The 12,015-nt window shown below is 58.4% G+C and carries 13 protein-coding genes; 8 read left to right on the top strand and 5 right to left on the bottom strand.

The features are described from left to right. Nucleotides 1-511 precede the first annotated feature (511 nt). Together fabG and fabD are read right to left on the bottom strand one after the other, a co-directional pair. Nucleotides 512-1,249: a 3-oxoacyl-ACP reductase FabG gene (fabG, locus tag GAL_RS07510; protein ID WP_024096983.1), complete on the bottom strand. Its 738-nt coding sequence runs from the start codon at nucleotides 1,247-1,249 to the stop codon at nucleotides 512-514. 84 nt (nucleotides 1,250-1,333) lie between these two features. Continuing rightward, nucleotides 1,334-2,266 (bottom strand): ACP S-malonyltransferase, encoded by a 933-nt coding sequence (fabD, locus tag GAL_RS07505; RefSeq protein WP_024096982.1) that lies wholly within the window; start codon nucleotides 2,264-2,266, stop codon nucleotides 1,334-1,336. Nucleotides 2,267-2,451: 185 nt separating this feature from the next. Here fabD and GAL_RS07500 point away from each other — a divergent pair, with 185 nt between their 5' ends. Further along, the gene (locus GAL_RS07500) at nucleotides 2,452-3,753 is read left to right on the top strand and encodes a cytochrome b/b6 domain-containing protein (RefSeq protein ID WP_024096981.1); all 1,302 of its coding nucleotides are present in this window, start codon (nucleotides 2,452-2,454) and stop codon (nucleotides 3,751-3,753) included. A gap of 152 nt (nucleotides 3,754-3,905) precedes the next feature. Here GAL_RS07500 and GAL_RS21925 read toward each other — a convergent pair whose 3' ends face one another. Next, complete coding sequence (locus GAL_RS21925) at nucleotides 3,906-4,697, bottom strand: FRG domain-containing protein (RefSeq protein WP_024096980.1); 792 nt, start codon at nucleotides 4,695-4,697, stop codon at nucleotides 3,906-3,908. 271 nt (nucleotides 4,698-4,968) lie between these two features. Between GAL_RS21925 and GAL_RS07490 the strand changes: the two genes are divergently transcribed. Next, a complete protein-coding gene (locus tag GAL_RS07490; RefSeq protein WP_024096979.1) occupies nucleotides 4,969-5,268 on the top strand; it encodes a YciI family protein in 300 nt (99 codons plus the stop codon). A gap of 124 nt (nucleotides 5,269-5,392) precedes the next feature. On the opposite strand, the gene GAL_RS07485 is transcribed toward GAL_RS07490, so the two are convergent. Both GAL_RS07485 and GAL_RS07480 read right to left on the bottom strand, forming a co-directional pair. Then, a complete protein-coding gene (locus GAL_RS07485) occupies nucleotides 5,393-5,968 on the bottom strand; it encodes a YceI family protein (RefSeq protein ID WP_014874883.1) in 576 nt (191 codons plus the stop codon). A 238-nt stretch (nucleotides 5,969-6,206) separates the two neighbouring features. Next, a complete protein-coding gene (locus GAL_RS07480; protein ID WP_040103985.1) occupies nucleotides 6,207-6,803 on the bottom strand; it encodes a hypothetical protein in 597 nt (198 codons plus the stop codon). 525 nt (nucleotides 6,804-7,328) lie between these two features. On the opposite strand from GAL_RS07480, the gene rpsF reads away from it, so the two are divergent. The 6 genes from rpsF (at nucleotide 7,329) to GAL_RS07450 (ending at nucleotide 11,870) form a co-directional block, all read left to right on the top strand. After that, complete coding sequence (rpsF, locus tag GAL_RS07475; RefSeq protein WP_014874885.1) at nucleotides 7,329-7,682, top strand: 30S ribosomal protein S6; 354 nt, start codon at nucleotides 7,329-7,331, stop codon at nucleotides 7,680-7,682. A 28-nt stretch (nucleotides 7,683-7,710) separates the two neighbouring features. Further along, on the top strand, nucleotides 7,711-7,938 hold the full coding sequence (rpsR, locus tag GAL_RS07470; protein ID WP_005982441.1) for a 30S ribosomal protein S18: 228 nt from the start codon (nucleotides 7,711-7,713) through the stop codon (nucleotides 7,936-7,938). Between the two features lie 12 nt (nucleotides 7,939-7,950). Further along, complete coding sequence (rplI, locus tag GAL_RS07465) at nucleotides 7,951-8,565, top strand: 50S ribosomal protein L9 (RefSeq protein WP_024096977.1); 615 nt, start codon at nucleotides 7,951-7,953, stop codon at nucleotides 8,563-8,565. A 232-nt stretch (nucleotides 8,566-8,797) separates the two neighbouring features. After that, nucleotides 8,798-8,980, top strand: coding sequence for a hypothetical protein (locus tag GAL_RS07460; protein ID WP_024096976.1), 183 nt, complete (start codon nucleotides 8,798-8,800; stop codon nucleotides 8,978-8,980). A gap of 312 nt (nucleotides 8,981-9,292) precedes the next feature. Then, entirely contained in the window at nucleotides 9,293-9,763 is a 471-nt protein-coding gene (locus tag GAL_RS07455) for a transglycosylase SLT domain-containing protein (protein ID WP_024096975.1), read from the top strand. A 148-nt stretch (nucleotides 9,764-9,911) separates the two neighbouring features. After that, nucleotides 9,912-11,870, top strand: coding sequence for a bifunctional 2',3'-cyclic-nucleotide 2'-phosphodiesterase/3'-nucleotidase (locus tag GAL_RS07450; RefSeq protein WP_024096974.1), 1,959 nt, complete (start codon nucleotides 9,912-9,914; stop codon nucleotides 11,868-11,870). Nucleotides 11,871-12,015: the final 145 nt, after the last annotated feature.

The following is a 12,015-nucleotide window of genomic DNA, read 5'->3' as shown; positions in this document are numbered from 1 at the left end:
ATGCCCCCTGCCGGTCCGGCAGGGACCCGCAGATGGCAAATATGCGCCGCCTATAACACAGACCGACGCAGAGGCAAACGATTTCGCAGCATCACTGCGACCGTCAACCCAAAGCCTGTTACCTGAGGCTCAGGCAACAGGATGAGCATTTGGCCACAGGCGGCGGCACATGCAAGACTTGTATGCGATGTTTTTCATCCCATGTCGGCCACAGGCGCAATTTTTGCATTATTTTTCAGCGGGTTTCAGCCGGACACACCGGACCACAAGGCAGCGTTTTGCCCGATACTCCCGGCAATCATACGCAAACCCATCGCAAAATGACCCGAAATCTCCGGCAAATCGCCACCGAGGCGGGCCGGGATCTGGCACGAGTCCTGAGATATCCGCGTCACATATCCACTCGATTGAAGCGGGCGTCTACAATGAAAAACCCGCCGCCGGACGAACCGGAGACGGGCAACTGACTCGGGCCTCTGGCGCCTCATCCAAAGAGCTATCAGCCCCCGGATCAGAGCATCGCCATACCGCCGTTCACATGCAGCGTGGTGCCAGTGACATAGCCTGCTTCCGCGCTCGCCAGATACAACACGGCTGAGGCGATTTCCTCAGGGTTGCCCATGCGTCCGCTGGGGATCTGGGTCAGGATCGCGTCTTTCTGGGCGTCGTTCAGTTTGTCGGTCATGGCGGTCGCGATAAAGCCGGGCGCCACCGCATTCACGGTGATGCCACGGTTGGCGACCTCATAGGCCAGCGATTTCGACATGCCAACCATACCGGCCTTGGCGGCGGCATAGTTGCCCTGACCTGGGTTGCCGGTTGCCCCGACGATGGAGGAGATATTGATGATCCGGCCCCAGCGTGCCTTCATCATGCCGCGCAGCACGCCGCGACACAGGCGCATGGTGGAGGTGAGGTTCACCTCAAGCACGCTCTGCCACTCGTCATCCTTCATCCGCATAAAGAGGTTGTCGCGGGTGATGCCCGCGTTGTTGACCAGAATATCAACGGACCCCATCGCCGCGATGGCTTGTTTCGGCAGCGCCTCGACCGCCTCCGCATCGGAAAGGTTACAGGGCAGCACATGCGCGCGCTCCCCAAGCTCGGCGGCCAGCTCCTGCAACGGCGCCTCGCGGGTGCCAGAGAGGCCTACAGTGGCACCGGCTGCGTGCAGCGCGCGGGCGATATCACCACCGATGCCGCCGGACGCGCCGGTGATGAGGGCAGATTTGCCAGTCAGATCAAACATATGGTTTTCCTTTGTCTCATCCCCGGCCCGCAGTTCGCCGTTTTCTTGGAAAAAACGGGCCGGAATTTAATGAAAATTCCGCGTTCAGCCCGCGGTAATGGCAGCCACATCCTCGGGCGTACCGACCTGACGGCTGGTCAAGCTGCGGTCAATCTTGCGGATCATGCCGGAGAGCGCCTTGCCCGCGCCGATTTCCCAAAATTCAGTGACACCTTTTGCGGCCATGGTCTGCACGCTTTCGCGCCAGCGCACCGATCCGGTCACCTGTTCGACCAGCAGTTTGCGGATCTCATCCGGGTCGCGCACCGCATCGGCGCGGACATTGGCGATCAGCGGCACCGCGGGAGATGTAGTGGCCACATCAGCCAGCGCCTCGGCCATCACATCGGCGGCAGGCTGCATAAGCGCGCAATGGAACGGTGCCGAGACCGGCAGCATCACTGCCCGTTTGGCGCCTTTTTCCTTGGCGATTTCAGCCGCGCGTTCCACGGCAGCCTTGGCGCCGGAGACCACCACCTGGGTCGGATCATTGTCATTGGCGGCCTGACAGACCTCGCCTTGTGCGGCCTCCTCAGCGACGGCACGCACGGCCTCAAGGTCCAGCCCCAGAATGGCGGCCATTGCGCCCTCACCCACTGGTACGGCGCTTTGCATCGCCTGTCCGCGAGTGCGTAGCAGGCGTGCTGTATCGGCCACCGAAATCGCCCCTGCTGCGGCCAATGCGGAATATTCGCCGAGGCTGTGACCGGCAACAAAGGCGGCCTTGTCGATGCTGACGCCTTCAGCCTCCAGCGCGCGCATGACAGCGAGCGACGTGGCCATCAGGGCCGGCTGGGCGTTCTGCGTAAGGGTCAGGGTTTCGATATCCCCCTCCCAGATCAGCTGGCTCAGCGCCTCGCCCAATGCGGTGTCCACCTCGTCAAAAACCGCTTTGGCCGCCGGATAAGCCTCTGCGAGAGCCTTGCCCATGCCGATGGTCTGCGCGCCCTGCCCTGGAAACACGAATGCAATTGTCATCTGAGACCTCATCTTCTCTGCACATCTGCGTTGCACCGGGTTTAGACGCAGGTGACGCTGCGTACAAGCACAGCCTTGCGCGGATGCACCAAGCCTGTGCATCAGGTGACAGAGATGCGTGTTGTCTCAACCGGCTGAGAAGATAGGGTGATCCTGTCACTCTTGAAGAGAAGGTTTTCCCTGACGTGTCCTCCCCTGCCAGCTCTCCCGTCGCCCGCCACAACACCGCCCATCACTATGGCAGCGTTGCCAAGGGGTTTCACTGGCTGACCGCCCTGTTGATGCTGGCGGTGTTTCCGCTGGGGTACTTCGCCAATGATCTGGCGCATCATATCCAGAGCGCCGATTTTGACGGATCACAGGCCACGCTAACCCGCGCCGCGCTATTATTTTCACTGCATAAAACACTGGGGCTGGCACTGTTTCTGACTGCGCTCCTGCGCATTCTCTGGGCGTTGAGCCAGCCCAAGCCAGTCGCTCTCCACCCCGACCGACGGGCTGAGACGGTGCTGGCGGAGGTGGTGCACTGGCTGCTTTACGGTGCGCTGGTTGCCGCACCGCTGACGGGCTGGATCCACCATGCAGCAACCACAGGTTTTGCGCCGATCTGGTGGCCCTTTGGCCAGAGCCTGCCGTTCGTGCCGAAATCGGAGGCGGTGGCTGCGGTGTTCGGCGGGTTGCACTGGTTGTTTGTCTGGATCCTCGCGGTGGCGCTGGGGCTGCATATCGCTGGTGCCCTGAAACATGAGGTGGTCGACCGTGACGCCACCCTGCGCCGGATGTTGCCGGGGCGCACGCCTAAGGTCACCGTCAAGGCCGAGACGCCTCATGGTACCCTGCCGTTTCTTATGGCGCTGGTGATCTGGGTTCTGGTGTTGGCGGGTGGCGGCGCCTTCGGACTTTATGCGCCGCATAGCCATGGGCCAGCCGACACTGCCGCCCACGGAGATGATCATACCCACGATGTCGCCACAGATGCCGCCCCCGCTGAGGCGCTGCCCGCTGGTAGCTGGGTGGTTGAGGACGGCACTCTCGCCATTGCCATCGTGCAGATGGGCAGCGAGGTGCGCGGCCAGTTCGACCAATGGCAGGCGAGCATCGCGTTTGAGGAGCCAGACGCCCCCGGCCCGGCAGGCACGGTCACCGTCTCCGTGGCAATCCCCTCGCTGATGCTGGGATCGGTCACCGATCAGGCGATGGGTCCGGATTATTTCGACAGTGCCAGCTACCCCACCGCCGAGTTCCGTGCCGAGATTGAGAGGCTGGCGGAGGGCTATGTCGCTGACGGCACCCTGCGCATCCGCGACCAGGAGGTGCCGCTGAGCCTGCCCTTCACGCTCAATCTGAACGGTGACACCGCAGTGATGTCCGGCAGCGCCGAAGTGAACCGGCTGGATTTCAACATCGGACGCGGTGTGCAGGACGAAGGCTCGCTGGCCTATGCGGTGACAATCGCCGTCGACCTGACCGCCAGCCGCGCGCCCTGAGGGGGCTGTAGCAGGCACACTGCTGATGGATGAGGGTATCCATACAGTGTCTTGGTCAGCTATGCGGACAAAGCTGCCATTTGGGCCATAGAGGTCAATGGCTGCTTGCCTCTCGAGAAGCATCGGGCACCGGCCAGGAGAAGCCTATTCCCTCATCTACGCTTGTCGAAGTAGTCGTTTGAATATCGAAACTTAACCCGATCACCTACTGAGTCTATTGATTGAAACAGTGACTGCCTATGAATACCAAAGGAATATAGTTCTCTCAATAAATTGAGTTTCTTCTCACCTTTGATCTCAATTTGGGCCAAGCAAGCTTGGTGGTTTTTTCTAACGAACTGGGTCTTCTCCAAAGCCTGTGTTTTTGATCCATGAATTGTAAACGAACCAGCTTGTGCGTTTGAGCGACGAAACAGGTAGTTTGGACGAACGGCCAAAGGCTGCTGAGCGCGAACGGTCCGCTGAACCGCTTTGTCGTTCAGCGGCAAGACATAGTCTTGAAAAACCTCGGAGTCTGTAGCAGGCACAGCTTGCATACCACACGAGGTTTTATTGAGTTCCCAAGCGTTTAACGCGAACACTTTGCCGTTTTCTCCGCGTGTGTGGTCTTCACAAGCAAAATAAAGGGCGACCAAAGGGTTCAGGGTCCAGTCTAAGAGACGTGTTGGGACACCATGGTGTTGAGCGAGAAACAACCAGTCAACGTCTGAGCGTTGATCGCTGCTCAAGAACTCGGAAGCATGCGTTTTGAAGTCTCTGATAAGCTCGCGTTCAAGTTCTGGAGGGACAAACCCCCTGTATAAGCTGGGTTTCAGTGTCCAGTCCGTTAGTGATTGACCCCTAAAGCAAACTTCAAGAGTAGCGCGTCGAAGTCCAAATTTTTTTGAGCACTTTCGGGACCAAACAACAAAGTCAGCGAGATTCTCAATTGCTTCAACGGTCACTAGCTACGGCCTCCATATACTTTGCGTCAACTTGCATCTGCCGGTTCTGGGAGTTTATTGCGGACATAAGCTGCGACGCAATAGGTCGGCACTTTGGGCTCACTGCCGCCGTTGGCCGCGCCAGCGTACCAAACCGGGACCGAAACCAGAGGTCAAAGTCGGCTGAGCGGACTTCTCTGCCTTTAGGACATGGAGTTACGAGGAACACGAACTGGCCCTACTTCCAGATTTCAGGGCAAGGTATCGTAAATCTCAAATGAAGGAGATGCCAATGACACGCTGGGTTGTAATCTTTACGGATACCGCAGACATGCTTGCTGTGCGATCACGGCAGGACCTTCGGGACGCGCACGTGGCATACGCGAAAAAACACCCTGAATTACTGATAGGTGGTGGGCTGAAACCTGACCCTGACGGTGCTTTTTGTGGAGCCTTATGGGTCGTTGAAGTCGACAGTAAAGCAGAAGTTGAAGAATTGGTGACCAATGATCCGTTCTACTTTCCAGAGCATAGGACGTTTGAAATCTTCACTTGGGGAAAGCTGTTAGAAGACCAAATGGCCACTCTTTGAGCTTTGTAATTTTGGGCTCACAGCGGACCATCATGCTCCAACGACAAAAACCGCCACCCCGTCGGGGCAGCGGTTTCAAGTTGTTGGGCGGCGGGTCTTGTGATTCCGCCGTCGGGCATCCGGCTTATTCGGCTTTCATTGCCTCAACCGAGATTTTCACATCGACCTCATCGCTGACGAAGGGGGCGAATTTGCCCAGTTCGTAGTCGGAGCGCAGCAGCGTGGTGGTGGCGTCGAAACCGGCCCAGGGCTTGCCCGCCATCGGGTGATCACCAACCTGGTTCAGCTTGGCGTCCAGAACCACGGATTTGGTGACGCCGTTCAGGGTCAGATCGCCGGTGATTTCGGCGGTATTCTCGCCAGTCACCTTGATACCGGTGGAGGTAAAGGTGATCATCTCCTTGTCATCAGCGCCAAAGAAATCCTTCGACATGAAATGATCAAAACGCCCTTCCCAACCGGTCAGCATCGATTTTGCCGGCATTGAGACCGAGACGCTGGACGCTTCGGGGTTTTCCTGATCAAAGGCAATCTCACCCTCGAACCCGGAGAACATGCCATAGGTCGTCGAGAACCCAAGGTGGTTGTAGCTGAACACCACCTGGCTGTGGCTCGCATCCAGATTATAGGCTTCGGGTGCGGCAAAAGCGGTAGTGGCGGCAGCGCCCATCAGGGCGGCAGCGAGAAGAGTGGTTTTCATAATCTTGGCTCCATTGGACCGTGTAACATCGCTTCCCAGTTGAGGATTTTCTCGCCCGAAAGGGAAGCCCGCAAAACCCAACACTATCTGTGTTCAGATGAACAACCAAAGCTGCATCTGTGCAGAGTGGCAGGTTCTCGCGCAGTTGTGATGGGTGGCGGCACAGAATAGTGACACGATATGGGCCGAGGCAGAGCAGCAACGGCACCACCTATAAGGCCGGCTTCTTAGTGAGTGGTCAGCTGAGAATGGGCAAAGCGCCATTGAGCTGATCGCGCAGCCGCAAACGGGTGTCGGTGCTGTCGATCGGCAACTCCATCAAAACGGACCCGTCGCTGTCGAGGACCGCAATGGCATTGGCCGAAAGGCGCACACCGCCAAGGCTGGCGTAGCTGCGGCGCAGGACAACGCGGGGGGCACCACTACGGGATTTGCGCAGAATCCGCAGCTCGCAACGGACCGGGTCGAAACACGCCTCCGGCTGACTGTCGGGATGATGTGTGGTCAGCAAGATCAGCCCGACAAAGAGGAAGGCGATGGAAACCCCGATCCGGATCAACGACATCTGCGGATCGACCCCAGCATCGGGCAGCAGCCACAGCCCGGTGGAGCCGAGCACCATCCCTCCACCAAGAATGCGTAGCAGGATGGAGCGGACCGGCCAATTGGCCTGCACTTGTAGGTTCAACGGTGTGGAACGGGCCAGATCCGCCAGACGCCGCGCAGCACGGGACTGTCTGATGTAGGATTGAGTTGAGGTGCCGTGCATCGCATGACCAAATTGAGCCTGATGCGCAGGCTGAAACCCGATATCGGATGGTTCGATGATGCTCATCTCTGGTCCCTTTTCACTCTTAACGCGGTCGGTCTGTCCTGCCTTCTCTGCGGCGCTTTCTGCGCCTTGGTCTGGGTCTGGCTGACCGGTTAACACCTTGTTAACCAAGATTGACGCCAGCATTGGGGCCGAAATTGGGCGCAGATGCGGTAAATAGTGGTCGCGTCCACAGGTCTTTGCGGGTAACCATCGCCGGAAGGACCAGCTCAACGCCCTGCCCGCATGGTCCTTTAGGTGTCTGTCTTCAGCCACACTCAACCTGGCATGGTTTTGCTAAAATTTGGTTCACATTGAAATGCGCGTACTTTGGATCCCCGCTGCGACCGCCGCTGATTATATGTGTCCTGCGCTTCCACTCCCGGCCTGAGAGGTGTGCAGCAAACGACGCTTGCCCTTTTGGCGGCAACCTGTATATGGGGGCTTCCTTCCGCGACATTTTCGATCCGCGCAGACTCTCGTGACAGGGCAGCGGAAGGATCAACCGCCCTGTCTATGAAATGCGCCTAGACACAAACTGGAGTTCACATGCCACTCTACGAGCATGTCATGATTGCGCGTCAGGACCTGTCCAACTCGCAAGCTGAAGGCCTCATCGAACATTTCGGTGCTGTTCTGTCCGACAACGGCGGTAGCCTGGTCGACAGCGAGTACTGGGGCGTCAAGACGATGGCCTATAAGATCAACAAAAATCGTAAGGGCCACTACTCCTTCCTGAAGACCGATGCCTCCGCAGCGGCGATCCAGGAAATGGAGCGTCTGATGCGCCTGCATGATGACGTAATGCGCGTTCTGACCATCAAGGTTGACGCACATGAAGACGGCCCCTCGGTTCAGATGCAGAAGCGCGATGAGCGCGACTCGCGTCGTGAGCGCCGCTGATCAACGCTTGAGAAAAGGACGCTAAACCATGGCAGCCAAACCGTTTTTCCGTCGTCGTAAAGTATGCCCGTTCTCGGGCGACAATGCGCCGAAAATCGACTACAAAGACACCCGTCTTCTGCAGCGCTACATTTCCGAACGTGGTAAGATCGTGCCCTCGCGCATCACCGCCGTTTCGGCAAAGAAGCAGCGTGAACTGGCCCGTGCTATCAAGCGCGCCCGTTTCCTCGCCCTGCTGCCCTACGCCGTGAAGTAAGGAGATAAGCACATGCAAGTTATCCTTCTGGAACGTGTGGCCAAACTGGGCCAAATGGGCGAAGTCGTGGACGTCAAGCCCGGCTATGCACGCAACTTCCTGCTGCCGCAAGGCAAGGCGCTGACCGCGTCGCAGAACAACATCGCTCGTTTTGAGGACCAGAAAGCGCAGCTGGAAGCGCGCAACCTGGAAACCAAGAAAGAAGCGGAAGCTCTGGCAGAAAAGCTGGACGGTCAGCAGTTCATCGTGATTCGCTCCGCTTCTGACGCGGGTGCGCTCTACGGTTCCGTCACCCCCCGTGACGCCGCAGACGCAGCCACCGAAGAAGGGTTCTCGGTCGACAAGAAGCAGATCGCTCTGCTCTCGCCGATCAAGGATCTGGGCCTGCACAGCGTTGCTGTGAAGCTGCACCCTGAAGTCGAAGTTCAGATCAAACTGAACGTTGCACGTTCCGCTGAAGAAGCTGAGCTGCAAGCCTCGGGCAAATCGATTCAAGAGCTGGCCGCTGAAGAAGAAGCCGCTGCTGAATTCGAAATCTCCGAGCTGTTCGACGATATCGGCTCTGCCGCTTCGGACGATGACGACGATGCAGCCCCGGCTGCAAACGACGAAGAGACCAACGCCTGATCGGCCTTGGATCTATCCGACATTGAGAAAGGCCGCTCCATCCGGGGCGGCCTTTTTCGTGTGACCTGTCAGATACTGCGATCTGCAGACAGATCAAAATCTCCTCAAACTCACCGCATAAAGCTTTACGTTGGTAACCTCATCTTCGCTGGTTTTGACCAGTCTTGAACCCCGCCGTGGGCTTGTGCCCACGCGTCTGTGTTCGACGATATGCAGTCATCTGGGGGTGACCATGGAAGAGGAATTGATCCGGGAAGAAACCGCATTGCGCCGCCGTCTGCTGTTGCGGCTGCTGCGGGGCTTTAGCTTTGAGAACCCGCGCCATAAGGGCGAGACTATCAGCGATCTTGTGCCAGCAGAGTTGATCACGGCTGAACTGACCCAGCACAATCCGCACAGGGTCATTCAGTCCTGACGGCACAGGCGGAGCCGCGAAGGCTCCCCCTCGCGGCCCCTTTGCATGTGCATCCCAAGCGGGCCGCAGGCACGGGAGCCGTGTTGGGACGGGGCGATGCCCGGTTCATGCGCGCAAAAATCCTGCGGCACATCGAGGGCAAAGCACAATTGAATAGCCGCTAAAATTTGAACCAGCTACGCCCAACCCTCAGCCTCTACCACCAAGAGCGGGGATATCCGCCGATGCCGATATCTGCCATTTGCCCAAATCCCGCCCCCGGCCTAATCTGCGCCCGGCCCGGCCAGACCGGGGATCTAACAGGCAGTTTCCATGATTGATCGCAGAACGGCTCTGGCCTTCCTTCTCAGCCCGCTGGCCCTTGCCGCCTGTGGCGATGCACCCGCCGCAACGGAGCACGCCGCGGAGCCGCCCCTTTACCCCAACGAAACACCCGAGTTGCGCCGCAAGATCAATTTCTGGGCCGACCAGTACGAGGTGCCGCGCCCCTTGGTGCACCGGCTTGCGATCCGCGAGAGCACCCATCGCCCTTGGGCCATCAACCGGCCTTATTACGGGCTGTTACAGATCCTGCCCGCCACCGCCCGCTCCATGGGATTTCGGGGCAGGCCGAAGGATCTTCTGGATGCGGACACCAATCTGAAATACGCGGTCAAGTATCTGCGCGGGGCCTGGCTTCTGTCTGATGGCAGCTATGATCAGGCGGTGAAGCACTATTCACGTGGCTACTATTACGCTGCTAAACGCCGGGGCATGCTGCGTGAAACCGGGCTGCGCCCTTGAAATATCAAACATAACCAACTGATAAAAAAGTTCTTCAAGATCTGCGCGACAGGCTGCCGCCGAGCCTGTTAGCGCAAAACTGTCACATGACGATACGCATTTTTCTGCTAGCATGGATGTCTATTATAAAAAGACGTCGGAGTGAAAAATGCCTATCCAACTTGATCGCCGGTCCTTTCTGGCCGGCAGTGCCGGTCTTATTGCACTGCATCCGTTTTCTGTTCAGGCCGCCTCCAACCAGGTGCATCTGCGCCTGATGGAGACCACTGACCTGCATGTGCATGTGTTTCCCTATGATTACTACGCCGACAAACCGCGCGACACGGTCGGACTGGCACGAACCGCCTCACTGATCGGTGATATCCGCGCTGAGGCGACCAATTCGCTGCTGCTGGACAATGGCGATTTTCTGCAAGGCAACCCGATGGGCGACTATATCGCCTATGAGCGTGGCATGAAGGAAGGCGACACCCATCCGGTCATTCAGGCGATGAATGCGGTTGGCTTTGATGCCTCGACATTGGGCAATCATGAATTCAACTACGGACTGGATTTCCTGATGAAATCTCTCGCCGGGGCCGATTTCCCGGTGGTCTGCGCCAATGTTGCCAAATCAACCGGCGCCGGGCCGCGCGACGACACAACCCTGCTGCCGCCTTATGTCATTATGGAGCGCGAGCTGACTGATGGCGCAGGCAATACACATGCGATCAAGATCGGCCTCATTGGCTTTGTCCCGCCACAGGTGATGAACTGGGACCGCCGCCATCTCGAAGGCAACGTACAGGCGCGCGACATTCTGGAAACCGCCCGCGCCTATGTTCCAGAGATGAAGGAAAAAGGTGCCGATATCATTATCGCGCTCTCACATTCCGGTATTGGCAGCGCGCAGGAAGCTGATGGGATGGAGAACGCCTCCGTACCGCTGGCGGCAGTTGAGGGCATCGACGCCATTATGACCGGCCATTCGCATCTGGTCTTCCCCTCCTCCACCTATGCCGATTTCGCAGGCGTTGATGTGGACAAGGGCACCATCCACGGCACCCCTGCCACCATGGGCGGGTTCTGGGGCAGCCATATGGGTCTGATCGATCTGATGCTGGAGCGTGACGGATCCGGCTGGCGCGTGGTTGGCCATGCATCAGAGGCACGTCCCATTTCGCGGCGCAAAGAGGACCGGTCCATCACCGCATTGGTCGAAAGCGCCCCGGCAGTGCTGGCGGCCGTACAGAAGGAACATGACGAGACGTTGCAATATGTGCGCCGCGCCGTAGGCAAGACTGACGCACCGCTGCACAGCTATTTTGCGCTGGTCGCGGATGATCCCTCAGTGCAAATCGTGTCGATTGCCCAGACATGGTACATTGAGCAGATGCTGAAAGGCACCGAACATGAGGGGCTGCCGATCCTCTCGGCCGCCGCCCCGTTCAAGGCTGGCGGCCGCGGGGGTGCGGAGTATTACACCGATGTGCCCAAGGGCGATGTGGCGATCAAGAATGTCGCCGACCTCTACCTCTACCCCAACACCGCCCGTGCGGTGCGGGTAACCGGCGCTCAGGTCAAGGACTGGCTGGAACGTTCCGCTGGTATGTTCAACCAGATCACCCCAGGTGAGGCGGATCAGGTGCTGCTAAACCCGGCCTTCCCTAGCTACAACTTTGACGTGATTGACGGGGTGACCTATCAGATCGATCTGTCACAACCGTCGAAGTTCGGCCCCAAGGGCGCGTTGGAAAACCCGGAGGCCAATCGCATCGTCAATCTTGAGTTCGACGGCGCGCCGATCGACCCCGCGCAGGAATTCATTATCGCCACCAACAATTATCGTGCAGGCGGCGGTGGCGCCTTCCCCGGCGCGATGGGGGATACAGTCGTCTTTGAGGGGCCCGACACCAACCGCGACGTGATCGTGCGTTATATCGTTGAGAAAGGCACCATCAGCCCGCGAGCGGATGCCAACTGGCGGTTCGCCCCGCTGGAGGGGACCTCCGTGCTGTTTGACACCGGCCCCAAAGCGGCGGGCTATGTCGACAGCGTTGAAAGCATTGCCATTGAACCTGCGGGCGAAGGGCCGGATGGCTTTGCTCGCTACAGGATTTCGCTGTGAACAAACTGTTTCCGTTTTGAGTGAAATAAACCGATTCCTGCCGTCCGGCGATACGTCACCGGGCGGTAGATCTAGGCGCACACGCCCCGCTTGCACACTATTTGTTGCGGCGCGCCCTAAAGGTTAATTTTTACAAATTTCCAGC

This window comes from Phaeobacter gallaeciensis DSM 26640, assembly GCF_000511385.1.
In the GTDB taxonomy this organism is placed as follows: domain Bacteria; phylum Pseudomonadota; class Alphaproteobacteria; order Rhodobacterales; family Rhodobacteraceae; genus Phaeobacter; species Phaeobacter gallaeciensis.
This window is presented reverse-complemented; position numbering and strand designations above follow the sequence as displayed.

Coding starts and splice junctions, on each gene's coding strand:
- fabG (WP_024096983.1), bottom strand. CDS start 1,249: ATGTTTGATCTGACTGGCAAATCTGCCCTCATCACCGGCGCGTCCGGC.
- fabD (WP_024096982.1), bottom strand. CDS start 2,266: ATGACAATTGCATTCGTGTTTCCAGGGCAGGGCGCGCAGACCATCGGC.
- GAL_RS07490 (WP_024096979.1), top strand. CDS start 4,969: ATGACACGCTGGGTTGTAATCTTTACGGATACCGCAGACATGCTTGCT.
- GAL_RS07485 (WP_014874883.1), bottom strand. CDS start 5,968: ATGAAAACCACTCTTCTCGCTGCCGCCCTGATGGGCGCTGCCGCCACT.
- GAL_RS07480 (WP_040103985.1), bottom strand. CDS start 6,803: ATGAGCATCATCGAACCATCCGATATCGGGTTTCAGCCTGCGCATCAG.
- rpsF (WP_014874885.1), top strand. CDS start 7,329: ATGCCACTCTACGAGCATGTCATGATTGCGCGTCAGGACCTGTCCAAC.
- rpsR (WP_005982441.1), top strand. CDS start 7,711: ATGGCAGCCAAACCGTTTTTCCGTCGTCGTAAAGTATGCCCGTTCTCG.
- rplI (WP_024096977.1), top strand. CDS start 7,951: ATGCAAGTTATCCTTCTGGAACGTGTGGCCAAACTGGGCCAAATGGGC.
- GAL_RS07460 (WP_024096976.1), top strand. CDS start 8,798: ATGGAAGAGGAATTGATCCGGGAAGAAACCGCATTGCGCCGCCGTCTG.
- GAL_RS07455 (WP_024096975.1), top strand. CDS start 9,293: ATGATTGATCGCAGAACGGCTCTGGCCTTCCTTCTCAGCCCGCTGGCC.
- GAL_RS07450 (WP_024096974.1), top strand. CDS start 9,912: ATGCCTATCCAACTTGATCGCCGGTCCTTTCTGGCCGGCAGTGCCGGT.